Origin of the sequence: Rhizobium sp. J15 (assembly GCF_002531825.1) — a bacterium.
In the GTDB taxonomy this organism is placed as follows: Bacteria; Pseudomonadota; Alphaproteobacteria; order Rhizobiales; family Rhizobiaceae; genus Rhizobium.
The window spans coordinates 237,847-262,754 of the sequence record NZ_NWSX01000002.1 but is presented as its reverse complement, the minus strand read 5'-3'; the positions used below and the strand labels follow the sequence as shown (position 1 = coordinate 262,754).

Sequence of the window (24,908 nt, the reverse complement as noted above, 5' to 3'; positions counted from 1 at the left end):
TGCGGAGTTAATCTCCCCGTTCGACGAGACAGGTGTAGGCAGGAAAGGCGGCGCGGTATTTTCAGTTCTTGCTGCGCTGTTTGCAGATCTTGCGCTGTGCCGCGCACATGATGGCGGCCACTGCTAACCGGCAAGCAGCGCGCGGTATTGGCCGGGCGTCAGGCCGGTCATCTTGCGGAAGACGCGTGTGAAGTTCGCCTGCGAACCGAAGCCGGTGTCGAGCGCAATCTCCACGAGCGAGGATCGTCCGAGCCGGAGCTTCTCCTTGGCTGCCTCGATCCGCCGCTCGGTGACGTAGCGATGCGGGGCCATGCCGGTAGCCCTGCGAAACATCCGGGCAAAATGAAAGGAGCTGAGGCAGGCCTCGGCGGCAAGGTCGTCCAGCGAGATTTCCGCAGCGATACGGGCTTCGATGAAATCGAACACGCGCTGCAGCCTTTTGGGGTCGATGGTCGGCGCCCGGGCGGCGGGCTGCCACCGACCGGACGAATAGGTGCCGAGCAGATGCGCCGCCAGCGTCAGCTGCAGCCCGTCGAGGAAGAGCCGATCCGTCGGCTCCAGGGCGCGATTGAGCAAACCGCGAAAGAGCCGACCGATCTGCAGCACCATGGCATCGGGAACGCCGCCCGCATAAGCGAGCTGCACCTTGGCCGGGTCGATGTCGAAATTCGAAAGCGCGGTCTGCCCGACGAGCGAGGGCGGCAGGAAGATGTGCAGGGATTCCGGCATCGTGCCGACCACCTCCACGCCGCTTTCATGGACGCCCGCAGGGCATACCCATGCGACGCCCGGGCGGGCGATCGCCTCCCGGCGATGACCGTCTCCCGTCCACCTGATTTTCGATTGGCCCGAAAGCAGGACCGCTATCTCGGTGCATTCGAGGGTAAGGTCCACCTGCCAGCCCGGATCGAAACGCCGCAGTTCGACCTGCAGAGACGAGCATTCCACGAGCTCGCCCACCCGCTCGCTGGTCCGGTATTTTCGATCCCCTTGCGACTCCACGAAGGTCATGTCGCGTCCCCGCCGCAAAACCGGTTCGAGATTTTGAAGTTTTCAGACTGGCGGGCCGATTGCCGCCGCCTTCAATCTGCAATCATTTTCTAACTTAACAATATCGTGCCGTGAGCCAGACCGAGGTTGGGACAGCCTATGAATTGCAGTATGGATTGTGGCGAAAGTTCACGCAGGCAGCAAGTGCTGCAGTCGCGGAGGTTTCATATTGCCCGCGCATCGGACGAGAGCAGACCGTCAAACTCCTGCCATATGCGCTTCCTTAATTCGCTGAGCGATGATCCTGCCGATTGGAGATCCGATGCCCGCCATCTCTCGAAAGAAAGTTCACGGCGCCCGCACGCAAGGGCAGGTCATAGACGGCGCTGAGGATATCGGTGTCGCCTATCAGGTGTTTTCCGATACGGTGATAGAGGATGTCATCGTCAAGAATTCCCCACGCGGGTTCAAATTTCACAATGGCAGAAATCTCGTCATCAGACGCTGTGAAACCCAGAATGTGAAGGGTGACGGCATCTATCTGACGAAGACGGTGGACGTGCTGCTGGAAAACAACCGCATCGGAGCAGCGACCGGGCAGGGTGCCGACTGCTGCCAGTTCGCCTATCAGAACAGCGACACCAATATCAGTTCCGACGTCTTGATCCGCGGCAATCTCTTCCTTCAGTCGCCCGCCAGCGCTTCGAACAAGGGCGCCCTGGTCTGCGATAAAACCCGAAAATACCGCGTCGAATACAATTTCATTGGCGGCAAGAACTTCTCCTTTTCATCGATCGGCGATGATGCCGTCGTGCGCAGCAACATCATGCGCGATGGCAGGATGAACGACTATTCCTTCGGCTACGGCATCGGCGACAAGGCCGACCATGCCGGCCACCATGTCTATGACAACTGGATCGAGAACAACAATCGCGGCGTGGCCCTGAGCGGTTTTTCCGACCAGGAGCTCGCGTTCCGCAAAGACATCGACATTCATGATAACGTGATCAGCGGATGCGACATCGCCTTTTTCGCCAACCGCGCCTGGTCCGGGAGCTTCCGGCGCAACATCTTCCTGCGCTGCAAGCAGGATATCGTTCTGAAAGGACCAGGCAAAGAGACGGCCGGCGAAGTTGACGGTAACTATGCCAATGACGGCAGTTTTCTGAATGTCACGCCGCCGCCGCTTCGCTTCCGGCCCGATGGAAAAGCCTCCGTCGCCTCCGGCGAATGGACATCCGAACCGGACGAGATCCGCATCCAGTGGCGCGATAAGGGGATCGATATCCCCGGCGCCAATCGGCCTTCCATCGCCGCCGAACCCGGCATGGAATTGTCATGCGTGCTGCTGGCCCGCAAAGGCCAGAATTGGATGCTGGCGATCGCCGAGACCGCCTACGACGACTTCACGCCGCGCGCATGGCAGGAGCATATGTTGCCCTGGCAGAAGCGGTATCTCTCGATTTAAGCGGCGATCGCGCGCGTTCCCATCAAGTTTGGCGTAGGGTCTGGTTTGTCCGCGATCTCGGTCGCAACTCCGAGAGCGCGATGACCAGGTGTGGCCAGAGAATAAAAGGCGCAAGCATCATACCTGCCTCGGTCATGGCCCCAAGCATGATCAGGATGATGATGACGATCTCTTTTCGTCTGGCGCCGGATTCCGCCGGGTCGGGATCGACGATTGTCATCTTCCTGAATAGGCGGGTCAGCAAGAACAATGTCCATGCCGCGATGCCGGGAATGCCGATGTTAAGCGCTAGTTCAAGATAGGTATTGTGGGTCGAGCGCGCATCGAAGGTGACCTTGACATATTCTTCCATGACCTGGGGCTGCCGGAACATCGCAAAGCCATACCCCGTCAACGGCCTATCCCATATCAGGGGCAATAGCTGTTCCCAGATATTGGTGCGCCCCGAGAAGGTAATGTCCTTGCCGAATGCTTCTGCAACGGCCGAGGCCACGCCGAGATAAACGAAGCTGGCGCCAAATCCCACGATCACAAACAATAGGAAGACGACGAATGAACGGAAAAGGCGGTTCGGGTAGACGTGAATTATACGGATCCCGTACAGCATGACACTGCCGAACATCGTCAGGACAACGGCTGTCGAAGATTTCGTCGCCACGATCAGGGCGAGAAGGCAGAGCATCGCAGCCCAGCGGATGAGGGTACTGTAACGAAGCCGGCCGAGCTTCTCCGTCGACAACAGGCAGACAAAGCTGACCGAGCAAAACTGTCCCAACGTGTTCTTATGATAAAAAGCACCCTTGACCATGCCCGCATAGCTGCCACGCATGATGGCGAATTGAGGGAAGGCTGCTGTATAGAGAACGTTGATAAATGCCGCTGCTATCGCAAAACGCCCAAGTATCCGGAATGCTTCGACATTGCCGTAGCGCGCACGGTACAGAAGCGGTGGAATCGCGAGAACGATGACCGCAGCCAATCCTTTTAAGGATGCTGCCTTGTCGATCGAGAAGACGATTGATGTCAGGCAGGAAATGCCGACAACCACGATGAACGGCGAAATCCTCGAGAAGACCCGCAGGAACTGCCGCTGCTCCAATAGAAAGTATAAGCCCGACAAAGGAATAAGGCTGTAGAGCAGCAGCTTCATCGGAAGTGGATCGACCGATGCCCCGTCTTCGAAGTTTGCAGGAAGGCCGTACCACATGCTCGTGGCTCGCCAAAGAGCAGCGTAAAATGCTATCGTAAGAACAAGCTTGGCCAGGACGTCGCGTCTAACGCGCCATCGGGGTACAGACCGCCGGTGGTAGCCTGGTGGATAGTAGTTTCTTGCCGAAGCTGCATCTTCTATCGTCATTGAAGGCTCTTATAAATCAATCTGGGAAAACCCGGCTGCGCGTCGTCGAACGAATGGGAGCTTCGATCGAAGGGTGCCGGGAATTGATTTTTTCATCCATCGGATTCTGTTTGCTGGAAGTGAATTCATTTGGCCGTTTCGATAACTGTATCACTGGCTTGCGAACTGCCCGCTCCGGCGGGCGACATAGTCATGGTAGGCTTTTCCCAATGACTTCAACAGCTTATTGCTTCAGGCAGGACGTCTCATCGCCACGCCGGGCGACTTTAAGCGATCTTACTCCCTGAATCCAGTCGCTAAAGACGTTCCATGATGTCGCGCCGGGTTGTTCGTTCATCCGCATTCTCGGAACCAAAGCGCGGATCCGCCGTTCACTGCCATATCCACAGGTGTGTGGCAGGTGGGAACCCATGGCACGTCAGACATTCTGGAAAGGTTATCTCAAGCTCTCGCTCGTCACTGCCGCCGTCTCCCTGACGCCGGCGACGACGGAGAGCAACAAGGTGCGTTTCCATGTCCTCAATCGCCAAACGAAGAACCGCGTCGAGAGCCGCTATGTCGACAGCGTCACCCATAAGCCGGTGGCCGAGCGGGACCAAGTGAAGGGCTATCCGCGCGGCGAGGACGATTATGTTCTCCTGGAGGACGAGGAGATCGAGGAGGTCGGGCTCGAAAGCACCCGCACCATCGATATCGACAGCTTCGTGCCACGCGGCTCGATCGACTGGATCTGGTACGACAAACCGCATTTTCTGGCGCCCGAGGACAAGGTCGGCGTCGAAGCCTTCTGCGTCATCCGCGAGGCGATGAAGGCAAACGACGTCGTCGGCATCGCCCGTCTGGTTCTCTATCGGCGCGAGCGGGCCGTGCTCCTGGAGCCTCAGGGCAAAGGCATCATTCTCTGGACCCTGCGGTACGGCGAGGAGGTGCGCGAGCCGATGGCCGAACTTGACAGCGGGGCCAAGATCGACAGCAAGCTGCTGGCTTTGATGAAGCAACTGGTGAAGGAAGAGACCAAGGATTGGAGCCCGGCCATGGTGCAGGATCCGATCCAGAAACGGCTGAAGTCGATGATCCGCGGCAAGCAGAAGAGCCTGAAGAAGGCCGCGCCCGCCAAAAAACCGGCGCCGGTGAAATCGACCGGCAATGTCATCAACATCATGGACGCGCTGAAAAAGAGCCTGGCCGCGGAAGGCGGCCAGAAGCCGAGGTAGTTCTATCGCTTCTTCTTTTCCAAAGGTTTGGCCGCCGCGAAGAACCCGTCCCAGGGATCTTTCGGCAATGCGTCGAGCCGCGTCGGCGTATTATCAACGGTGAAATAGGCGGGCCCGATGTCGGCGCCGAGTTCGCTCCATTCCAGCGGCATCGAGACCGCGGCTCCGGGTCTTGCCCGCGTCGAATAGGGGGCGACCGCCGTATTGCCGCGGCCGTTGCGGAGATAGTCGATGAAGATCCTGCCCTTGCGCTTGGCCTTGGTCGCCGTTGCGAGATAACGGTCGGGATCGTCGGATGACATGCTGTCGGCAAGCCATTTGGCGAAAGCCTTCACCTCCACCCAGCCGGCCTTCGGTGCAAGCGGCGTCACGACATGCAGGCCTTTGCCGCCCGATGTCTTGACGAAGGCCGCGAGACCTTCGGCTTCCAGGCGCTCCTTCAATTCGTAAGCGGCGGCGATCACATCCTCCCATTCCACGTCCTCGCCGGGATCGAGGTCCATGGTGATGATGTCGGGTTTTTCCCAATTGTCCGTCGTCGCACCCCAGGGATGGATTTCGAGTACGGCCGATTGCACCAGGGCTACGATGCCGTTGAAATCGGTGATGCGCAGCAGCTTCTCTCCCTGCTTGTCCTTCGGATCGATGATCTCGCCGATATGCTGGTTCATGCCTTTCCAGGCATGTTTCTGGAAAAACCGCTGGCGGCCGTTGATGCCGTCGGGCAGGCGCAGCAGCGCCAGCGGCCGGTTGACGACATAGGGCGCCATGAAGCGCCAGACCTGGGCGTAATAATTCGTCAGCCCTTCCTTGGTCACGCCTTCGTCCGGCCAGTAGATGCGGTCGGGATGCGTGAGCGTCACGGCCGATTTCGGCAGATCGCGTGTTGTCGTCTTTTCCGTCTCGCGCGTCACGCCCTTCGCCGGCTTGTCCTCGCGCAGGCCGCGAAAGGCGGCATGGCGCAGGTTGCCGTCGGCCGACCAGGCGCGGAATTCCACCTCGCCGACAAGCTGCGGCTTCACATAGATCAGCCCGCGCCGCTCCTCTGCCGTCAGTTTGTCGTCGAATGATTTTTCGCTTTGCTGAAGCTGCGACAGCCTTTCATAAAGCATCTGTGCCGTTGCCGCCGTGTATCCGGTGCCGACCCGGCCGACATGCTTGAGATCGCCGTTTTCATAATAGCCCATGGCCAGCGAGCCGATCGCGTTCTTCATCGACGTCGAGGGCACATAGCCGCCGATGACGAATTCCTGGCGATGCGAACATTTCGATTTGATCCACTCGCCCTTTCGTCCCGACGTGTATTTGCTGTCACGCAGCTTGGAGATCACGCCTTCCAGGCTGAGCCGGCAGGCATGGTCCAGCACCAACCCGCCGCTTTCGTTGAAATGCGCGCTGTAGCGCAGCTTGTCGTCGTCGCCGGAGAGCAGGGTTTCGAGCAGGTGCTTGCGATCGATGAGCGTCGCGTTCAACAGACTGTGGCCATCGAGATGGAGAAGATCGAAGGCATAGAAGACGAAGCGATCGTAGCGGCCCTCGCTCAGGTCGTGCTGCAGCGCCGAGAAATCCGAAGCGCCGGTATCGCGCTCCACGACGATCTCGCCATCGATCACCGCCGACTGCACCGGCAGCGCGGCAAAGGCATCCAGCACGTCCTTGCCGAATTTCTTCGTCCAGTCGAGCCCGCTGCGGGTGAGCATCCTGACATCGCCATCCTCGATTCTGACCTGCAGGCGGTAGCCGTCGAACTTGATCTCATGAATCCAGCGGTCGCCGGCGGGCGGCTTCGGTTTCAGCTTGGCGAGCGCCGGCTCGATGAAATCGGGCAAAATTGCCTTGCGCGCCCCCTTCGGCCAGTCGCGTTGCTCGGGTGCCGGGGCTTTTGCCTTCCGCGCCGGCTTTTTGGCGGCAAACGCCTTACCCTCCTTCGACTTGGAATCCCATGTCGCATCGGGGTTTTCCGCCACCTCTTCGAGCTGCCGGCCGGTTTTGGCCGATTCCGGCCGTTCATCGAGAATATTGCCGTCGTAGCGCGCCTCTGCGTCATCCCCCTTGATCAGCAGCCAGTTTTCGCGTTTCTCGCCGGGCCGACCGTGCATGCGCACGAGATGCCAGCGGCCTTTCAGCTTCTCGCCGTCGAGTTCGAATTCCATATGGCCCTTCTGGTAGGCCTTGCGGGCATCGCCGTGCGGCGTCCAGGTGCCGTGATCCCAGACGATGACAGTGCCGCCGCCATATTGCCCTTTCGGGATGATGCCCTCGAAATCGCCGTAGGAAAGCGGATGATCCTCGACATGCACGGCAAGCCGCTTGTCTTCGGGATTGAGGCTCGGCCCTTTCGTCACCGCCCAGCTCTTCAGCACGCCGTCCATCTCCAGCCGGAAATCGTAGTGCAGCCGGGTCGCATCGTGCTTCTGGATGACGAAACTGTTGCCGCTCGTGCGGCCCTTTCGGCCGCGCGGTTCCGGCGTGAGCTTGAAATTGCGCTTCGCCTGATAGGTTTCGAGAGCCATTTCAGCTTGCCTTCTTCCTGCCGCTGTCGCTGCGCGCCGGCGCTTTCTTCTTCGCAGGCGGCTTGCCGCTCATCTTTGCGCTCTGACGCAGCGCCTCCATCAGGTCGACGACCTTGCTTTCCCTAGGCGCTTTCTTCTTCGGCGGTGCGCGGCCCTCGATCTTCGCTTTCACCAACTCGACGAGCGCGTGCTCGTAGCGATCCTCATATTTGCTCGGATCGAAGCTGCCGTGCTTGGTCTCGATGATATGGCCGGCGAGCTCGAGCATTTCCTTGTCGAACTTGATGTCGGGAATATCCTTGAAGACGCTGTCGGCCGAGCGAACCTCGTAATCGAAGTTCAGCATCGTGGCGACGATATGGTCGTCATGGGGACGGATCAGCAGTGTGCGGTTGCGCCGGAAAAGCACGGCTTCAGCGAGCGCCACGACCTTGCCGTCGCGCATGCCCCGGCCGATCAGCGAAAGAGCTTCTTCATCATGCGCATCGGCGGGCGCGAGGTAGTAAGGGCGGTCGAAATAAAGCTTGTCGACGGCGTCGCAGCCGATGAAGGCTTTGACATCCAGCACCTTGTCGCTTTGCGGCATGATCTCGGCGATCTCGTCGCCTTCGATGACGATGTAATCGCCATTCTCCATCCGGTAGCCCTTCACCTGGTCGTCGCGTCCGACCGGCTTACCCGTCTCGCTATCGACGAATTGCCGTTCGACCCGGTGGCCGGTCCTGCGGTTGATGATGTTGAAGGAGACGCGGTCGGAAGAGGAAATGGCGGTGTAAAGCCCGACGGCACAGGCGAGGTCGCCGACTTTCAAATGACCTTTCCAGCTTGCCCGAGCGGCCATTCCATCCTCCGTCGCATTCAGAGCCGACTGTTGCTCTTGTCGGTCTCGAGTTCCTGAAATGCCCAGCCGCCATCGGGTGAGGGATAGGCGAGCAGCGCATCGCCGTCACCGATCTTCTGGCGCGATGCGGCGTCCTTGGCGCGGACAATCGCTTCATCGGCAGTGGCATAGGTTTCAGAAAGCGTGTCCCCGAGCTTATAGGCCCAGCCATTGTCATGCGGCACGACCTGATAGGTGATATCGGCCATTTCGGATCTCCTCTCGTCATGGAGCATCATGCTCTCTAGTTCCGATTTGGTTTGCGCCTTTCGTCGAGCGCGATGATCTTCTCCAGGGAAGCGATATCCTCGCTGGTGACGACGGGGACGGGATCGGCCGCGATCGCCTCCAGCACTTCTTGAGATATGGCGCCGTTGCGGATTGCCCATTCCAGGGTCTCGCGTGTTTCCCGCTCGGCCTTCAGCTGGGCATAGAGCGCGACGATCAGCCGATCGCGGGCGTCCATCCGTCGGCCCTGGCGGTCCATGCTGCGGACATCAGCCATCGCAATCCACCTTTGTCACTGATTTCGTTCAGGTGTAATCAACTGATGAGGGATGGAAAGGTTCCGTTGCCGAGCGCTGCCGGCGCCCGTATGGGGCAAGGGCGGAAGCTTTGTCTGAAAGGCTGTTGTCAGAGGATTTCATCATGGCAGATCTCAAGGCTCGTCCGCGTCCGACCGGCGCCACCGCCGTTCTCGGGCGCATGGGTTTTCCGCATGTCACGTCCACCACCAAGGGCGAGATCGATATCGTCACCGCGCCGTCGCATCCAGGCTTCAGCCCACTCGATTTGCTCTATGCCTCGCTTTCGGCCTGCCTCGTGCTCAGCGCCCGCATCGCCGCCAGCCAGATGGGCGTTCTGGACAGGATCACCGAGATCACCGCCGACGTCACCGGCGAGAAGGCGACGGAAGGTCTTTCGCGCGTTGCGAAGTTCAATATTGCCTTCTCGATCAAGGGCGATATCGACGAGGAAATGCGCGAGAAAATCGTCCACGCAGCCGAAGATGAGATCTGCACGGTCAGCAATACGATCCGCGGCAATGCCGATTTTTCGACGACGATATCGGATCGGGCATAATCCATAATTATTATAGACAATTGCCGGCGAAGGATTGCGCGGCCAATGCCTGGCTTCTATGCTCGGGCATCGAAAGCGATGATCCGGCCACCATGCAGTTCAATCCACTCCTGAAGTCTCAACGGCCTGTCGTCGCCATCATCGGCGGCGGCGTTTCCGGCGCAGGCGTTGCCTACCATCTCGCCAGGGCAAATTGCCGCGAACGTCCTGTCATCGTCGTCTTCGAGCCGCGCGCCGAACTTGGCCGCGGCCTGGCCTATGACACGGCCGATCCGGCCCACCGCATCAATGTTCCGGCCGCCAAGATGAGCCTGCAGCCCGCCGACATCGGCGAATTCCAGGCCTGGATCGAAGCGCGGGATGCCGTCGCCGACGATCCCGAGGCGAAACAGCCGGATGGCATGCTTTTCCCGCGGCGCCGGCTCTTCGGCGAATATGTCGCTTCCCTGCTGAAGCCGCTGCTCGACGATGGCGCCGTGCGCCATTGCCGTGCCGTGGTGACTGCCGTCGAGCGCCGGGGCGGCCGCTGGTCGATCCAGGATGACAAAGGCGGCGTGACGGAGGCCGATATCGTCGCGATCGCCACCAGCCATCCGCCGCCGGCAGCGCCCGGCCGGCTTGCGGCCAGGCTTGGCGCCCATCCCCGCTTCGTCGCCGATACCACCAGGCCGGGCGCGCTCGAGGTGATCCGCCCGCACGATCGGGTGCTCGTCATCGGCAACGGCCTGACGGCCGCCGACGTCATTGCCTCGCTGGCACAGCGCGGGCATGACGGTCCGATTACCGCGATCTCGCGCCGCGGCCTGCGTTCGCGCGGCCACGCGCCGGTGCCGCAGCAGCTCTTCGGCGATTTCCTCTCCCATGCCGCTCATTCCGCCGTTGCGCTGCTGGCGGCAATCCGCTCGGCCATCGACGCCGCGAAAGGGGAGGGTATCAGCTGGCACGGCGTGATCGATCAGGTCAGGGCGCAGGGGTATGATCTCTGGCAGGCGCTGCCGATTGCCGAGCGACGCCGTGTCGTCCGTCATCTCCGCCCCTATTGGGATGTGCACCGTTTCCGCATCGCGCCGCAGGTCGAAGCCGTGCTCGACGCGGCAGTTTCCGCCGGCCGTCTCGATATCCTTGCCGGATCGGTCGCCGATGCGCGTCTCGAGGGCGAGCTCATTCGTTGCACCTTGCAGCCGCGGCACCAGCGTAAGCCGCTGGAGCGGAGCTATGACGCCGTCGTCGTCACCACCGGCCCGGCCCATGGCGGCATTCTCGAAACCCAGCCTTGGCTCTCGGCCCTTGCCGCAAATGGCCACCTGAGCCTCGATCCGACCGGCCTCGGCCTTGCTTGCACCGAGCGTTCGGAGGCGATTGGCTCGACCGGGACGGCAGACCCGTCGCTGCTAATCTCCGGTCCTCTGGCGCGCGGCACCTTCGGCGAGCTGATGGGACTGCCGCAGATCACCGAGCATGCATTCTTCGTCGCGAGCGAGATTGCCGGGAAGCTAAAGGCAACTGCGACAAATCCACGACCGGCCTGATTTCCTATTCCGATGTCGCTCTTTGACTGTCGCCGCTGATCGACTTCTGGTACTCACTCGCCAGCCAATATCCGCTGGCCCGGTTTGGGCGACCAGAAATATCGAGATCATGTCGCAGGCTGCCTCCACCCTTTCCGAAGCCTCGCCTTCCAATCGTTTTCCCCTGGCGATGCTCCTTATCGGCGGAGCGGCGATCGGCGGCTCACCGATCTTCGTCAGGCTGTCCGAGGTCGGGCCGATGGCCACGGCCTTCTGGCGAGTGGCGCTGGCGCTGATCCCGATCTTCATCGTCTCGCTCATGAAGAAGAATGCGGGGCCGAAACCGCATAGCCTTTCCGACTATGGCATGCTGATCCTTCCTGGTGTCATGCTGTCGCTCGATCTCGCCGCCTGGCACCTTTCGATCACCATGACATCGGTCGCCAATGCGACGCTGCTCGCCAACCTCGCGCCGGTTTTCGTCACCGTCATCGCCTTCTTCTTTTTCAAGGCGCCGGTCAGCCGCGTCTTCATGCTTGGGCTCGTCACGGCGCTGGCCGGCGTCATCATCCTGAAGGGCGGGCCGGCTGCGCTCGGCAATGGCGACCTCCAAGGCGATGGCCTGGCGATGATCGCCGCCTTCTTCTACGCCTGTTACATCCTTGCGCTCGGCAGGCTGCGCAGCCGGTTCGATACGATGCGCATCATGCTGTGGAGCACGGCGTCCGCTGCCGTCTGCATCCTTCCGGTCGCCTTCTTCTTCGAGGGCGACATGGTGCCGGTGACGGTCTATGGCTGGTCGATGGTCTTTGGCCTTGCCTTCATCAGCCACGCAGGCGGGCAGGTGGCGATCACCTATGCCCTGGCCTACCTGCCGCCGGCCTTTTCCTCGCTGACGCTGCTGTTGCAGCCGGTCGTCGCAGCCATCCTGGCCTGGGCGCTGCTTGGCGAGGCGATCGGCACGATGCAGGCCGTGGGCGGCGCTGTCGTGCTTGCCGGGATCATGGTTGCCCGAACAGCTCGGGCTTCGGCTTGACCGCCTGCTGCTCCAGCGTCGGCGGCTCGTCACCCATTCTCTGCAGCAGCCACTTCTGGATGATCGGCACATCGGCATCGCCGAGGTCGTGGCCGCCGGGAATGACATCGGAATCGACAGTGGCGCCCGAACTTTTCAGCCGCCCTTCCAGCTCGCGTGCATATTTGCCGTAGGCATCCGTCTTGCCGCTGATGACGAGCAGGTCCGTGCCCTTGAGATCTGCATGCGGGTAGTCGCTGAGAACAGGCATGGAGCGCAGCAGCACCGCCTTGTGAATGAGGTTCGGGTGCAGATAGAGCAGCGAGTTCAGAAGGTTTGCGCCATTCGAATAGCCGACATAGACGACCTTCTTCGGATCGAGCCCGTAGGATTTGACGGCGCCTTCGATGAAGGCCGCGAAAGCCTCAGCCTCGGTCTTGATGTCGTTCTGGTCGAAGGAGAATGGGGTGATGCGCTTGTACCAGCGCGGAAAACCTTCCTCCGTCGCCCGCCCGCGCACGCCGAGCAGCGTTGCGCGAGGCGCCGCCTTGTTCAAGAGCGGCATCAGCGTCGTTTCGTTGCCGCCGGAACCGTGCAGAAGCACGAAGACGCTGCCGTCGGGATTCGGCGGCGTATAGAAGCGGTGGACGAAGGGCAGTTCGCGGTAGTTGATGCGCGGTTCGCCGGGCATCGAAAATTGCGGCAGCACCACCTTCAGGTCGCCGAGATCGGTGATGGCGTCGGGCGGCGCAAAGAGCTTTTTCCCGAGCGCTGCCTGCTCTTCATCCACGATCATGCCGGGCTTGTCCGTCGCAAGCTCGATAAGCGTGCCGCCGGGTTCCCGGGCATAGAGCGAGCGGAAATATTTGCGGTCGTGCATGTTGGTCGGCGACGCCTCGGTCGTCTCCAATGCCCGGCGGACGGACAGCAGCGTCTCCTCATCAGGGGCGCGGAAGGCGACGTGATCGACCGTGCCGGTGCCTGGCGCGCCGGACCAGAAGCCGCGCGCATCGCGCACGTCGATAATGTCGCCGGATTGCGAGACCAGCCTGTCGATCGTGCCGCGGTTGGCCTGGAAGCGGTAGCCGAAATGGGTTTCGAGGAAGCTGCGGCTCTCGGCGGGCTTTTCGGTCAGCATGGTCGCGCCGCGCACCCGTTGGATGGTGTGCTCGACCGGGATAGCGGCGCCATCCCAGACGGCTTGCGACGCGAGGCCCTTTGCGCCGGCGAGCTTGAGAATGATGTTGTCGGGATCCTTGAGCCGCAGGACGGGCTCGCCGAATTCCTCGGCCGGTCCCTCGGAGCGCAGGCCGAAGCTCATGGCGCGTGTCAGCCAGTAGCCGATGCTTGCAGGGTCGATCGCCAGCGAAATTTCGCTGATCTGGCCGTAGCCGGCCCGTCCGGGCGCGCCATCCTCCCAGGCGAGGAAGGTCAGCAGCGAACCCGGCGTCCCCGCCGCATCGCCGTAAAAGAGATGCAGTTGCGTCGCGTCCTCGTAACCGGCCGTCTGCTTGACCAGCCGCATGCCGAGAAAGCCGGCATAAAAGTCCACGTTCGCCTGCACCTTCCGGGTGACGGCCGTGACGTGATGTATGCCTGATACCATCGAGAGCAGTCCTGATTGAATGGGCGTCAGGAGCGCGAGTATGAGAGCTGCGACAGTCATACCGTTGCCAATGACCATCGCTTAGTTTTGTTCCGCACAAAGCGCAAGCGAATCGCCGCGCTGCAGCAATTCCAGATGCTCCACATCCTCGAGTGCCTCTTCCAGTTGCTGGCGGGTCGGTGGCTTGACCATATAGGCGAGAGCGCCGAGATCCCGTGCCCGCCGCATGTCGCTCTCGTCGCTCGACGTGCTGAGGATGCAGACAGGAATCTGCTTGAGACGGGCATCGGCCGAAAGCGCATGCAGCACCTCGAAACCGTCCATGATCGGCATGTTGATGTCGAGCAGCATCAGGTCGATCTGCGGCACATCGGCAATGCCGGCGCGTTCTTCGAGCAGCTGCATCGCCTCGCGCCCGTTAGTGGCGACATGCAGGTTGAAATTCACTTTCTCGCGCCGCATCAGCTTGATCTTCAAAAGCTGGATGTCGGCGGGGCTGTCTTCCACCAGCAGCACCTCGGCGAGCCGGCCGGAACCTTCGCCCAGATGTTCGCCGAGCCTGGCATTGTGCGTCACGGGCGAAGCGGCGGGCGCCTGAGGCTTCGCCGCGGCGAGCGGCACTTCGACGATGAAGGTGGCGCCGGCTCCGTTTCCTGCCTCGCACCAGATTGCGCCGCCGTGCAGCTGCGCAATGCGGCGGCAGATGGCAAGGCCCAGCCCGGTGCCCTCGATGCCGCGGCCGACGAGGCGTTTGAACGGCTGGAAGATCAGTTCGCGATGCTGCGGATCGATGCCGGGTCCGTTGTCATGCACGGTGAGGCGGCAGACGTCGCCATGCGGTTCGCCCGAGATTGTGATCTCGGGAACCTTCTGATCGCAATAGCGGATGGCGTTCGAGACCAGGTTCTGCAAGAGCTGGACCAGAAGCGTCGCGTCGCCCATGACCTCCGGCAGCGCGCCGCGGATGATCACGGCCCCGCGGCTTTCGATCTGCTGGCGCAGATTGTCCTCCACCTGGCCGAGCACATCGGACAGCGATACCGGCTTCAGCTCCGGCCCGCCGGAGGCCTCGAGCTTGGTGAAGCCCGAAACCTTGACGATCAGGTCTTCCATATGATCGGCGGCACTCAGCACGTAATCGAGCAGTTCCCGGTCTTCGGCGGGAAGCGCTGCAGAACCGTGCAGGATACGGCTGAAGGATTTGATCGTCCGGAGCGGCTCCTTCAGATCATGGGCCATGGCGCGCGTGAAGATCTCCAGCGATTGCCGCTTCTGCTCCAGCTTTGCTTCCAGCACGCCGTGCATGATGGCGTTCTGGATGCAGCGATGCAGTGTTTCCGGTGAGAGCGAATCCTTGGTCAGATAGTCGCGCGCGCCGCTCTTCATCACCTCGACGGCGACGGTTTCGCTGCCCTGGCCGGTCAGCACGATGACATTGGCGGCCGGGTCGTCCTCGAGGATATCGGCAAGAACGCCGAGCCCGTCGCGGCCCGGCAGCGAATAGTCGAGCAGAATGCAGTTCGGCCGTCTGCGGCTGTTCAGCGCGCGGCCCTCTTCGCCGGTCTCGGCCTCGACCACCGTGTAAGCGATGCTGGTGACCCGGCCCAATATGCGGCGATAGACCTCGCGGTCGTCGATATTGTCGTCGATGATGAGAATGCAGCAGTCTTCCGCCAATCTGTCAGTCCTCGAGCGGCAGGATCGCGATTTCGAACCAGTATTCCTTCAGCCGCTGGATCGCGGCGAAGAGGCCGTCGAGATCGACCGGCTTCTGCACATAGGTATTGGCGCCGAGCGCGTAGCAGCCTTCGATATCGCGCTCGTCGTCGGAGGTCGTCAGGATCACCACGGGGATCTTGCGCCAGCCGTCGTTCGACTTGATCGCCTCCAGCGTCTTGCGGCCATCGAGGCCGGGCATGTTGAGATCGAGCAGGATCAGCCCCGGTTTCGGCACCATCGCGGCGAGCATGTCGAGCGCTTCCTGCCCCGACGCCGCCCAGCGGATCGAGTTGCGCAGGTTGGTGCGTTTGAAGGCGCGCATCGTCGCTTCGAAATCGTCTTCGCTGTCTTCCACGATCAGGATCGGTTGCGTGTCACGCTGCTGCATTCTGCCCCTCGCGCTTTTTTCCCAAGGTGAAATAGAATGTCGTGCCGGTGCCGACTTCGGACTCCAGCCAGATATCGCCATTGTGCCGCGCGATGATCTTGCGGACGAAGGTGAGGCCTGCTCCGGTCCCGTCGTCGGAATCCTGCGACTTTTCCAGCCGCTTGAAAATGCGGAAAATATCCTCGTGGAATTCCTGCGGGATGCCCTTGCCGTTATCCTTAACGAAAAACACGTTGCGGGCAACCGTGCCGTCCTTGCCGACATAGCGTTCGAGATAGCCGATCGAGACGAGCGGCGCCGGCTTGTCGTTGTACTTGATCGCATTGGTGATGAGATTGCGGAACACCTCGGTCAGCCGCGGTGCGTCGCAGATCACGTCCGGCAGCCTGCCGTCGATGACGACCCTGGCATGCCGTTCTTCCAGTAGGAGTTCCATCGTCGCGACGACGTCCTTGACGATCAGGCCGATGTCGGTGCGCTTGACCGCCAGCTGCTGGCGCCCGAGCCGGGAAAAATACAGGAGGTCGTTGACGAGCTTCTCCATGCGCTGGCTGAGGCGCACGAGCCGGTTCAGCCGTCGCACGCCGTCGTCGTCGAGCTTGTCTTCGTAATCTTCCAGCAGGAAGCGGGAGTGGTTGTGCAGGCCGCGCAGCGGTTCCTTGAGATCATGCGAGGCGATATAGGCGAATTCGTCGAGATCGTGGTTGCTGCGCTCGAGATCGGCGGTATAGGCCTCGAGCTGGGCAAGGGTCGTCTTCATCCGTTCCTCCTGCCGGACGCGATCGCTGATATCGCGCACGATGCCGACGAAGGTTTTCGTACTGCCGGTGACGACGGCGCTGATGGAAACGTCGATCGGAAAGACGATGCCGTTCTTGCGCCGTCCCGAGACCATGCGCGTCGTGCCCATGATGCGCTCTTCGCCGGTCTGCCGGTAATGGGCGAGATAGCCGTCATGCTCGGAATGGTAGGGTTCGGGCATCAGCATCTTGATGTTCCGGCCGGTCGTCTCCTGCGGGGAGTAGCCGAACATAGCTTCGGCCGCTGGATTGAAGCTTGTGATCGTTCCGCGCTCGTCGATGACAATGACGGCATCCGGCGTGCTGCGCACCAGCGCGCCGAAGCGGATACGTTCGGTCTCCAGGTGATGGCTGTTGCGCATGAAATAAAAGATCAGGATCGCGATCAGCCAGAGCGTGGCGGCCGTGATGGTGCGATTGGCGATTTCCTGCCAGAACGAGGCCTCGTCATGCCGGACGGCGAAGAAGCCGAGCATTAGCAGCACGGTGCAGGCAAAGGCGAAGAAAAGCGGCGCATTCCTGTTGCCGAACCACAGCGCCGTCAGCACCAGCGGCACGTACAGAATACCGTTGGCGACGCCAAGCGGCGTATAGAGATCGACGAGAAGGCCTGTGAAGCAGACCGCAGCCGGGATCCACAGCGGGATCTGCGCCCGGTTCGCCGGCTGCATCAGCCAGGATCGGGCCAGAAGCCCCGACCCGAAGATCACCATGCCGACGGCCGTGTGCAGCGCCATCGCCGCATAAGGCCCCCAGCGATAGCCTTGTTCGGCGGCGGTGACGTAACCGGCGAGCGCGATCATGCCGAGCGTGATGACGATATAGCTCGCCAGCTCCTGCACCACCTGACCTCTCGATTTCTCCATGCGAAGCGACAGCAGCAGCGAGAGATTGCCGATCAGGAACACCAGCGCCGTGTTCGGCCCCATGCCGCCGCCGATCTCCGCGGAAAAATCGGGCGCGATCAGCAGACCGGTCACGAGCGTGTCGACATAGTGGAAGCTTCGCCCGATGGTGACCATCTCCACGAGCCGGGCCGCGGCGATCGCCGCCGCCAGCCCTGCCATGATCGCTGCCGCTGCCCGGAAGCGGCGGGCGGGAAATGTCGAGGCGGCAAGCCCCGCGCCGGACAGCATGAAGCCGAGCGCGGTATTGAAGGCCATCGAGGGAAAGCCGGGAATGACCGAGAGAATCACCTTGATCTGGAGCAGCCAGCCGGCAAGCACGGTCATGCCGAGAACGAACATCAGGCAGCCGACGGCGATCGCGAAGGCATGGTAACGCCACCGCCTCCGCTGGTCTCGCAGGTCCACGTCGTTCCTATCCTGCACCCGCGTATCCTCCTCGGTTCGCGCGGTCATTTTTTCCGAAATCGACGAATACTCAATAGGCAAGCCAGGGCTGTGCCGTGCTTTTTGTGAAACGATTTGTAGCAATGTATATCGAATTTTAGCAAAACGGCCTTATCGTGATGTCGAAGGACGGCGAGGACCATTCCAACAATATCTGAGTTGCGGTGCTGGATGCCTACTTTATTCTACGTCGACGACAGCAGGGATGACCTCTTCTATCTCGACTATATCAGCAGGAAGCAGCAGATAGATGTCGATCTATTCTGTTTTTCGACCGCCGAGACGGCATTCGAGGCGCTGGAGCGGCGTGTGGCGGAAGGCAAGAGCCCACCCGACCTGCTGATTGCCGATCTCTATATGCCGCTGGACAGCGGCGTTGGGCTGATGAACCAGCTGCGCCGGGATGATCGGTTCAAAGCGATGCGGCTTGCAATCTGCAGCGGATCGGATGCCGATGAGGACCGTGCGCGTGCGCTGGAGGCCGGCGCCGATTTTTATCTCGAGAAGCCGCTTGATCTTGCTGCGATCATCCTCAATCTTTAAGTGTAGAAAACGGTGGAAGCCTGAAGGCCTGTTCTCCGCCGTTCGTTCCCTGCGGTTGACAAACCGCAATTGACAAGGTCGAGGACGCATCCCAAGATGCAACCGAAGCGAAGACACCATAACGCAAAAATAAGCGCTGAGAGAACCGATTTACCCGTGTTCGCCGCCACGAACATCAGCCAACCCCTTAGCTGAATGGGCCAATCGGCTCTCTCGCGCTTACGTCTGGCACTGCCTTCCCGCATTCATGGATGTTGAACGCGGGGAGATTACGATACCCAGGTAAGAACTACTGCCCCCAGTAAAACTGCCCGTGCATCACCTGTAGTTGAGATAATTGATGATATCCGCCTTCCATATCGAAAGTCCCCGTTTCGATACTTGTCATCAACCGTCTCGCAATTTTTGTAGCTGTTCGCGTTTAAGACGTATATCCCAAGATTTCGGGATCGGAGGCATTGGGCGGGAGGAGAGGAAAGAGTGGGAATGAACAATGCTTCGGCAATTCCCTTTCATGCCGGACCGGAGCTTAGCCGAGCGATCAACCGGACCGATTTTTTCCGCCTGTTGAAGGCGGCGGCGCAGCATTACAACTTCGACAATTTCGCGCTTGCCCGCATTTCCGAGGCTTCGGCTCCCTTCGGCGAGCGGGATATCGTCATCACCAACGTTGCCGAGCGGCGCATCGGCCTTTTCATTGCTACGTTGAAGGAAGCGCTTGGGACCGTGCGGGCAAAGTCCGCTCAGTTTCTGGCGACGCCCGTCCACGGGCGGGGCGCCCAGCCGGAAGCCTATGCGTCCGATCTCGTCTTCAACGAGTTCCGGAATGGCGTCTTTCTCTTCATTCCCCTGTTTACGCCGGAAGGGCGGCGATACTGCCTCGTGCTCAGCGGCGAGCGTCAGGAGCCGGATCAGGGCGAAATCGCCGACATGCTGCTGGATGCAATGCGGATTTTCGACAAGCTCTACGAGGAAATTCTGACGCAGGAAATGTCCGGGCGGCTCACCCAGCGCGAATCGGAAATCGTCAAGTGGACGAGCGAGGGCAAGACGTCGGCGGAAATCGCCATCATCCTCGGCCTGTCCGAACATACGGTCAATTCGCATATCACCGCGGCGGCGCGCAAACTCGATGCCGTGAACCGCGTCCACATGGTGGCGATCGCATTGAGAAACGGTTTGGTTTCGTGAAGTTGGTTTCGGGACTGGGGAAATTGGGAAGATGAGCGCCGAAACAACGCGGAGGAGTGCTGTAAAAGTTCTCTTTGTGGACGATGAATTCATCGAATTCCGTGCGCTCAAGAAGAAGATCGCCGACCTTTCCGAGCCTGCCGTCGAACTCGAATATTCGGCATCGATCGGCGATGCGCTGGAGAAGATCCGCGCGGGGCGCTTCGATCTCATCCTGCTCGACAACCGCCTTCTGCCCAACGCGGATTTCCGTGAAACGGTGCCGGAACTGCGCGGCATCGGCTACACCGGACCGATCGGCGTCGTCTCGACCGACATTTCGGGCGGCTATTTCCAGGAGTTTCCGGAGTACGGCGTCGATTTCCGTATCGGCAAGGACGAAATCGACGTCCAGACGCTCCAGCACATCATTCGCGAATATGTGACCTATGACGTGCCGGATTTCTGGAAGGACGATTACAGCATCTAGTTCCGAGACCCCACTGTAGATGTTGGCATGAAGTGCTTTCGGCAAAGCTCCGAGACCGGCATGCCCGGCTGGTGCTCCTTCAAAATGCCGGCCAGAGCCTACTTCAAAATCAATTATTTTTGACGCGGCAATGTCACGGGATATCACCCAACCGGATGATTGTACTCACTGGTCCGGACTATAGTTTAGAGCAGGTTTTCGGCGACTTCACGCGAAATAGTCGTCGACTTGGGGCTCGATCTTCGCGACGAACTCTTTTTTACAGATCGTGCCCGAGCAGGAAGATGGGGCTGCTCTAAAGGAACCTTTGCGGCTGGGAGCAGCCTGAATTGGTCAGCAGGCTCCATGTCATCGGATGATGTTTGAGAGGTAACGACATGCGCAAAACGATAGCAGTCGGCCTGGCCGCGTTGATCGCCGTGTTCTTTCTCGGAGGCATGAGCGCGAGACATGAGATCTTTCCTTGGCCACAACTTTCCGCGCTGCGGAAAATGGTCGGCGCAGAGAAGGCGGCGGCTCCAAGCCGTTATACTTTCGACGACAAGGAACGACTGATCGGCGATGAAACAAAAACGCTCGTGACCTGCCCGGCACAAACCGATCGAACTGCGGTCTTGCTCATTCTTGGCCAATCGAACGCAGCCAACTACGGTGGACAACGGCACCGGTCCAATTATGGCGCTCGGGTCGTGAACGCCTTTGACAAACGGTGCTTCATCGCGGCCTCGCCCCTTCTCGGATCGACCAATACCAGGGGAGAGTACTGGACGCTTCTTGGAAACAAATTGATCGCATCAGGACAAAATGACAGCGTCATCCTCGCACCTCTTGCCTATTCCGGATCTGAGGTCGCACGATGGGCGGCAGGCGGTGACTTCAATCCTGTGCTGGTCGATACGATGAAACAGCTTCAGGATTCCGGGTATCGGATAACGGGCGTCATCTGGGTGCAAGGCGAGGCGGACCTCGTTATGGGCACCACTGCCGAGGCCTATCAGGAACGTTTCATGTCGATGGTTGGCACGTTGCGTCAGCACGGGGTCGAAGCACCCGTTTACATTTCGATCGCATCGAAATGCCTCGAGCCGAGCAACGGCGGCTTTAAGGAGCATATTCCAGACAACGCGATCGTACAGGCGCAACTGGCCCTGTCAAAAGGCGGCCATGGTATCCGGGAAGGCGTAAATTCTGATATGTTGCTCGATGGCGATGACCGCTACGACGATTGCCATTTCGGGGGCACGGCCGGGGAGAAAGTGTCGCAGGCTTGGCTGGACGTTCTGAGTGGCGGTCGCCGCCTGGAAACCTCGGATAGTCTTCCGTGAACCGGTTTTCGCGCCTTCAGCCAACGGGCAGCCGGATGGTGAAGCGGCTGCCGCTTTCATCCGAATGTTCGAGGCTGACATCGCCGCCGAGCGCCTTCAGAAACTCCCGCGCCGTCGTCAGTCCGAGACCGGCGCCGGGAACCGTTCCTGCCTTCGGCAGCTTCCAGAACGGCTCGAAGATCCGCTCCCGATGTGCGGGGTCGATACCCATGCCATTGTCGGAAATGCGAATGAACCACAGCGGGCCGTCTCGGTCTGCCGTGATCGTGACGTGCGGCGGCGATTCGCCGCGATAGGTCAGCGCATTGGCAATGAGATGCCGCAGCGCCAGGCCGAGCAGTGCAGGGTCGGTGCGGATGGAGGGAAGGCCTTCGCTCGCAAGCCTGGCGTCGCGGCTCGATGGTTCGTCGGTCAGTTCCTGCCAGACATTTTCGACAAGCGCCTGCAGATCGACCTCTTCGGGCGTCACCTGAGGCGTCCCGCCGGCGAGACTCATCAGCGCCTTGGTCAGGCGCTGAGCGGTTTGCGCCTTTTCCATGATCATCCTGAGGCTCTGACGATGCTCATCCTCGAGCGTCTCCTCAAGGTCGTCGAGCAGCACCTCGGCATACATGGCGATATGGCGAAGCGGCGATTGCAGGTCGTGCGAGGCGGTTGCGAGGAAGCGCTTGATTCGCTCCTCGTTGTCGGCAGCGCTGGTTTCCGGCGGTCTCGTCGGGTTGGGTGACATATGGCGGTTTCCCCGATCATTTTTGGAGCGCCGCGCGTGGGAACGCACGATGCAGTGCCGACAATAGAAAGAGGGCGCCGGCTCTGCAACCGGCGCCCTCTTCAAGGATGCGTTAACAACCGAAGTTAAGTGGCGGACTTGCGCGGCCGGCCCTGTTCGGGCGGGATGATGTCGACGTTCTCGTCGCTTGCCGGTGCCTTGGCATGGCGGCGGCGCCAGTCGCCAAGGAAGAGCAGGATCGGGGCTGCGATGAAGATCGACGAGGCGCCGGCAACGAGAATGCCGAAGACCATCGGGATCGCGAAGCTCGAGACCGCGCTGCCGCCCCAGATCGCCATCGGCACCAGGGCGAGGAAGGCCGTCGCATTGGTGTAGAGGCTTCGTGCGAGCGTCTCGTTGATCGACTTGTCGATGATCTCGCGCAGCGGCATCGACTTGTAAAGCCGCATGTTTTCGCGCATGCGGTCATAGACGACGACCTTGTCGTTCACGGAATAGCCGACGAGCGTCAGGATGGCGGCAATGGCCGTCAGGTTGAAGTCGAGGCCGGTGATCGCGAAGAAGCCGATCGCCTTGGTGACGTCGAGCACCAGCGTAACGATGGCGCCGACGGCGAACGGCCATTCGAACCGCACCCAGATATAGATCAGCATCGCAAAGCTTGCGATCACCACCGACAGGATACCGGCCGAGGCAAGCTCGCCGCTGACCTTCGGGCCGATGACGTCGGTGCCTTCGACGGTGGCGGTCGGATCGATCCTGGCGACTTCGGCCTTCAGCTTGGTCACTGCTGCCGTCTGCGCCTCTTCACCGCCTTCCTGCCGCTGGGCGCGAACGAGAATGCTGTTGTTGTCGCCGAAGGACTGCAGCGTGATTTCGCCGAGGCCGAGGCTATCGAGACCCTCGCGGAACTTGGCGAGATCGGCCGCGCCCTGGGTCTTGACGGACATCTGAATGCCGCCGCGGAAATCGACGCCGTAGTTCAGGCCGGGATGGATGAACAGCACGACGGAGGCGATCGAAAGCAGCGCCGAAACGGTGACGCCGAAGAAGCGCGCCTTCATGAATTGGATGTGCTTGTCGTAAGGGCTGAAGGGGATCAACGGCCGGATGTTCAGCACCTTGAACTTGCGGCGGCGGGTGATCTCGATCATGGCGACGCGAACGAAGGCGACCGAGGTGAACATCGAGATGATCAGGCCGAGCGCCATGGTCACCGCAAAGCCGCGAACCGGTCCGGACCCGAAATAGAACAGGATGGCGGCAGCGATCAGCGCCGTCATATTGCCGTCGATAATGGTCGAATAGGCGCGATTGAAGCCCGTATCGATGGCGGCAAAGGCGCCCTTGCCCTTGCGGGTCTCTTCACGAATACGCTCGTTGATGAGGACGTTCGCATCGACCGCGAGGCCGATGCCGAGAACGACACCGGCAATGCCCGGCAGCGTCAGCGTCGCGCCGACCAGCGTCAGGGCCGAGAAGGTCAGGATGGTGTGGATCAGCAGCGCCACGTTCGCCAGGATGCCCCAGGTTCCGTAGAGCACGAAGATGAAGGCTGCGACGAGGGCGAAGCCGACGATGCCGGAGTAGACACCCATCTTGATGGCGTCGGCGCCGAGGTCGGCGCCGACGGTGCGTTCCTCGATGACGGTCAGCTTGGCGGGCAGGGCGCCGGCGCGCAGCATGGCGGCAAGCGTCGTTGCGCTGTCGGCCGAGAAGTTGCCGGAGATCTGGCCGGAACCGCCGGTGATCGGCTCGCGGATGACAGGCGCGCTCAGCACCTTGTCGTCGAGGACGATGGCGAAGGGATTGCCGACGTTCTGGCGGGTGATATCGGCAAAGCGGGTGGCGCCGGCGCTGTCGAAGCGGAAGCTGACGACCGGCTCGCGGGTGTTGGGATCGAAGCTGACGCGGGCATCCGAAAGCCGGTCGCCTGATATTTCGACGCGGTCGAGGACAGGATAGGAGTTTCCTTCGTCGTCCTTCATCATCGTCACGCCGGGGCCGGGCTGGTTGTTCGGCGCGAGCATATGGAACGACATCTTCGCCGTGGAGCCCAGGAGTTCGCGAAGGCGCGACGGATCCTGCGCGCCCGGAAGTTGGACGAGCACGCGGTTGCCGCCGATGCGCTGGATGGTCGGCTCGGAAACGCCGACCTGGTCGACGCGCTGGCGGATGACTTCAAGGCTCTGCTGGACGGCGTTGTCGACATTGGCGGAGATGCCGGCCGGCGAGAAGCCGACGGTGATGGTCGCTCCATTCGCCGTGACATTGAGATCGGCCTGGCCGGCGCTGAGGCCGGTGCTGATCGGGTTGGCGAGCGTCTTGAGTTCGGTGACGGCCGCATCGCTCTGCGAGGCATCGGCAAGCGTCACGACGATCTGGTTCTGGCTGCGCACGACGGCCTTCGGCTGGATGCCCTTTTCGCGCAGCACGCGGCGCGCGTCCTGGAGCAGCGATTGCAGCCGCTCCTTGGTGAGGTCGGCTTCATCGACTTCCAGCACGAGGTGGGAACCGCCGCGAAGGTCGAGGCCGAGCGACACCTGGTCATGCGGCAGCCATGCCGGGATGCGCTGGAGGGTGGATTGCGGCAGGACGTTCGGCAGGGCGATCAAGAGGCCCACTATGATGATCACCGAATAGGTGAGCACCAGCCATGGTGAGGTACGCATGTTGTATTCCTTAGATAATCAGGGGCCGGCGCTCCGGCGCTGGCGGTATGTCGTCAATGGTCGGAAGCGCCGCTCGGCGCAGGCC

21 protein-coding genes are annotated in these 24,908 nt (G+C 61.0%); 9 read left to right on the top strand and 12 right to left on the bottom strand.

The features are described 5' to 3' along the window. Nucleotides 1–123: 123 nt before the first annotated feature. Nucleotides 124–1,011, bottom strand: coding sequence for an AraC family transcriptional regulator (locus CO670_RS03230; protein ID WP_097588935.1), 888 nt, complete (start codon nt 1,009–1,011; stop codon nt 124–126). Between the two features lie 301 nt (nt 1,012–1,312). On the opposite strand from CO670_RS03230, the gene CO670_RS03225 reads away from it, so the two are divergent. Beyond that, the gene (locus CO670_RS03225) at nt 1,313–2,458 is read left to right on the top strand and encodes a NosD domain-containing protein (RefSeq protein ID WP_097588934.1); all 1,146 of its coding nucleotides are present in this window, start codon (nt 1,313–1,315) and stop codon (nt 2,456–2,458) included. 22 nt (nt 2,459–2,480) lie between these two features. On the opposite strand, the gene CO670_RS03220 is transcribed toward CO670_RS03225, so the two are convergent. Continuing rightward, nucleotides 2,481–3,815, bottom strand: a complete 1,335-nt coding sequence (locus CO670_RS03220) for an O-antigen ligase family protein (protein ID WP_097588933.1) — start codon at nt 3,813–3,815, stop codon at nt 2,481–2,483. Between the two features lie 410 nt (nt 3,816–4,225). Here CO670_RS03220 and CO670_RS03215 point away from each other — a divergent pair, with 410 nt between their 5' ends. After that, complete coding sequence (locus CO670_RS03215) at nt 4,226–5,029, top strand: Ku protein (RefSeq protein ID WP_097588932.1); 804 nt, start codon at nt 4,226–4,228, stop codon at nt 5,027–5,029. A gap of 2 nt (nt 5,030–5,031) precedes the next feature. Here the strand turns inward: CO670_RS03215 and ligD are convergent, their stop codons facing one another. From ligD to CO670_RS03195, 4 genes are read right to left on the bottom strand one after another with little or no spacing between them, the layout of a single operon-like run. Next, entirely contained in the window at nt 5,032–7,542 is a 2,511-nt protein-coding gene (gene ligD / locus CO670_RS03210) for a DNA ligase D (RefSeq protein ID WP_097588931.1), read from the bottom strand. Nucleotide 7,543: 1 nt separating this feature from the next. Continuing rightward, nucleotides 7,544–8,383 (bottom strand): Ku protein, encoded by an 840-nt coding sequence (locus CO670_RS03205; protein WP_097588930.1) that lies wholly within the window; start codon nt 8,381–8,383, stop codon nt 7,544–7,546. A 17-nt stretch (nt 8,384–8,400) separates the two neighbouring features. Further along, on the bottom strand, nt 8,401–8,631 hold the full coding sequence (locus CO670_RS03200; protein ID WP_097588929.1) for a DUF2188 domain-containing protein: 231 nt from the start codon (nt 8,629–8,631) through the stop codon (nt 8,401–8,403). A gap of 35 nt (nt 8,632–8,666) precedes the next feature. Beyond that, nucleotides 8,667–8,927, bottom strand: a complete 261-nt coding sequence (locus tag CO670_RS03195) for a hypothetical protein (RefSeq protein WP_088688881.1) — start codon at nt 8,925–8,927, stop codon at nt 8,667–8,669. A gap of 143 nt (nt 8,928–9,070) precedes the next feature. Between CO670_RS03195 and CO670_RS03190 the strand changes: the two genes are divergently transcribed. From CO670_RS03190 to CO670_RS03180, 3 genes are all read left to right on the top strand, one after another. Next, a complete protein-coding gene (locus tag CO670_RS03190; RefSeq protein WP_097589003.1) occupies nt 9,071–9,505 on the top strand; it encodes an OsmC family protein in 435 nt (144 codons plus the stop codon). A 92-nt stretch (nt 9,506–9,597) separates the two neighbouring features. Then, entirely contained in the window at nt 9,598–11,034 is a 1,437-nt protein-coding gene (locus CO670_RS03185) for an FAD/NAD(P)-binding protein (RefSeq protein ID WP_097589004.1), read from the top strand. 109 nt (nt 11,035–11,143) lie between these two features. Beyond that, nucleotides 11,144–12,049 carry a DMT family transporter gene (locus CO670_RS03180; RefSeq protein WP_097588928.1) on the top strand — a complete coding sequence of 302 codons (906 nt, stop codon included), beginning with the start codon at nt 11,144–11,146 and terminating at the stop codon, nt 12,047–12,049. Here the strand turns inward: CO670_RS03180 and CO670_RS03175 are convergent. The 4 genes from CO670_RS03175 to CO670_RS03160 are packed head-to-tail and all read right to left on the bottom strand — an operon-like array spanning nt 12,015 to nt 17,872. After that, on the bottom strand, nt 12,015–13,694 hold the full coding sequence (locus CO670_RS03175; RefSeq protein ID WP_245425733.1) for a VOC family protein: 1,680 nt from the start codon (nt 13,692–13,694) through the stop codon (nt 12,015–12,017). The two genes, CO670_RS03180 and CO670_RS03175, sit on opposite strands and share 35 nt — an antisense overlap. Nucleotides 13,695–13,715: 21 nt before the next feature. Next, nucleotides 13,716–15,311 (bottom strand): response regulator, encoded by a 1,596-nt coding sequence (locus CO670_RS03170; RefSeq protein WP_097588927.1) that lies wholly within the window; start codon nt 15,309–15,311, stop codon nt 13,716–13,718. 4 nt (nt 15,312–15,315) lie between these two features. Then, complete coding sequence (locus CO670_RS03165) at nt 15,316–15,741, bottom strand: response regulator (RefSeq protein ID WP_097588926.1); 426 nt, start codon at nt 15,739–15,741, stop codon at nt 15,316–15,318. Then, nucleotides 15,728–17,872 carry a PAS domain-containing sensor histidine kinase gene (locus tag CO670_RS03160; protein WP_097589001.1) on the bottom strand — a complete coding sequence of 715 codons (2,145 nt, stop codon included), beginning with the start codon at nt 17,870–17,872 and terminating at the stop codon, nt 15,728–15,730. The genes CO670_RS03165 and CO670_RS03160 overlap by 14 nt, the downstream gene beginning before the upstream one ends. A 192-nt stretch (nt 17,873–18,064) precedes the next feature. On the opposite strand from CO670_RS03160, the gene CO670_RS03155 reads away from it, so the two are divergent. The 4 genes from CO670_RS03155 to CO670_RS03140 all read left to right on the top strand — a co-directional run bounded on the left by CO670_RS03155 (nt 18,065) and on the right by CO670_RS03140 (nt 21,421). Beyond that, nucleotides 18,065–18,436 (top strand): response regulator, encoded by a 372-nt coding sequence (locus CO670_RS03155; RefSeq protein WP_097588925.1) that lies wholly within the window; start codon nt 18,065–18,067, stop codon nt 18,434–18,436. Nucleotides 18,437–18,922: 486 nt separating this feature from the next. Next, nucleotides 18,923–19,627, top strand: coding sequence for a LuxR C-terminal-related transcriptional regulator (locus CO670_RS03150; RefSeq protein ID WP_097588924.1), 705 nt, complete (start codon nt 18,923–18,925; stop codon nt 19,625–19,627). Nucleotides 19,628–19,658: 31 nt separating this feature from the next. Then, the gene (locus CO670_RS03145; RefSeq protein ID WP_088676814.1) at nt 19,659–20,096 is read left to right on the top strand and encodes a response regulator; all 438 of its coding nucleotides are present in this window, start codon (nt 19,659–19,661) and stop codon (nt 20,094–20,096) included. Between the two features lie 377 nt (nt 20,097–20,473). Beyond that, a complete protein-coding gene (locus CO670_RS03140; RefSeq protein ID WP_097588923.1) occupies nt 20,474–21,421 on the top strand; it encodes a sialate O-acetylesterase in 948 nt (315 codons plus the stop codon). A gap of 16 nt (nt 21,422–21,437) precedes the next feature. Here the strand turns inward: CO670_RS03140 and CO670_RS03135 are convergent, their stop codons facing one another. Together CO670_RS03135 and secD are read right to left on the bottom strand one after the other, a co-directional pair. Next, on the bottom strand, nt 21,438–22,151 hold the full coding sequence (locus CO670_RS03135) for a HAMP domain-containing sensor histidine kinase (protein WP_097588922.1): 714 nt from the start codon (nt 22,149–22,151) through the stop codon (nt 21,438–21,440). A 125-nt stretch (nt 22,152–22,276) separates the two neighbouring features. Continuing rightward, the gene (gene secD, locus CO670_RS03130) at nt 22,277–24,823 is read right to left on the bottom strand and encodes a protein translocase subunit SecD (RefSeq protein ID WP_088676817.1); all 2,547 of its coding nucleotides are present in this window, start codon (nt 24,821–24,823) and stop codon (nt 22,277–22,279) included. Between the last annotated feature and the right edge of the window lie 85 nt (nt 24,824–24,908).

Coding starts and splice junctions, on each gene's coding strand:
- CO670_RS03230 (WP_097588935.1), bottom strand. CDS start 1,011: ATGACCTTCGTGGAGTCGCAAGGGGATCGAAAATACCGGACCAGCGAG.
- CO670_RS03225 (WP_097588934.1), top strand. CDS start 1,313: ATGCCCGCCATCTCTCGAAAGAAAGTTCACGGCGCCCGCACGCAAGGG.
- CO670_RS03220 (WP_097588933.1), bottom strand. CDS start 3,815: ATGACGATAGAAGATGCAGCTTCGGCAAGAAACTACTATCCACCAGGC.
- CO670_RS03215 (WP_097588932.1), top strand. CDS start 4,226: ATGGCACGTCAGACATTCTGGAAAGGTTATCTCAAGCTCTCGCTCGTC.
- ligD (WP_097588931.1), bottom strand. CDS start 7,542: ATGGCTCTCGAAACCTATCAGGCGAAGCGCAATTTCAAGCTCACGCCG.
- CO670_RS03205 (WP_097588930.1), bottom strand. CDS start 8,383: ATGGCCGCTCGGGCAAGCTGGAAAGGTCATTTGAAAGTCGGCGACCTC.
- CO670_RS03200 (WP_097588929.1), bottom strand. CDS start 8,631: ATGGCCGATATCACCTATCAGGTCGTGCCGCATGACAATGGCTGGGCC.
- CO670_RS03195 (WP_088688881.1), bottom strand. CDS start 8,927: ATGGCTGATGTCCGCAGCATGGACCGCCAGGGCCGACGGATGGACGCC.
- CO670_RS03190 (WP_097589003.1), top strand. CDS start 9,071: ATGGCAGATCTCAAGGCTCGTCCGCGTCCGACCGGCGCCACCGCCGTT.
- CO670_RS03185 (WP_097589004.1), top strand. CDS start 9,598: ATGCAGTTCAATCCACTCCTGAAGTCTCAACGGCCTGTCGTCGCCATC.
- CO670_RS03180 (WP_097588928.1), top strand. CDS start 11,144: ATGTCGCAGGCTGCCTCCACCCTTTCCGAAGCCTCGCCTTCCAATCGT.
- CO670_RS03175 (WP_245425733.1), bottom strand. CDS start 13,694: ATGACTGTCGCAGCTCTCATACTCGCGCTCCTGACGCCCATTCAATCA.
- CO670_RS03165 (WP_097588926.1), bottom strand. CDS start 15,741: ATGCAGCAGCGTGACACGCAACCGATCCTGATCGTGGAAGACAGCGAA.
- CO670_RS03155 (WP_097588925.1), top strand. CDS start 18,065: ATGCCTACTTTATTCTACGTCGACGACAGCAGGGATGACCTCTTCTAT.
- CO670_RS03150 (WP_097588924.1), top strand. CDS start 18,923: ATGAACAATGCTTCGGCAATTCCCTTTCATGCCGGACCGGAGCTTAGC.
- CO670_RS03145 (WP_088676814.1), top strand. CDS start 19,659: ATGAGCGCCGAAACAACGCGGAGGAGTGCTGTAAAAGTTCTCTTTGTG.
- CO670_RS03140 (WP_097588923.1), top strand. CDS start 20,474: ATGCGCAAAACGATAGCAGTCGGCCTGGCCGCGTTGATCGCCGTGTTC.
- CO670_RS03135 (WP_097588922.1), bottom strand. CDS start 22,151: ATGTCACCCAACCCGACGAGACCGCCGGAAACCAGCGCTGCCGACAAC.
- secD (WP_088676817.1), bottom strand. CDS start 24,823: ATGCGTACCTCACCATGGCTGGTGCTCACCTATTCGGTGATCATCATA.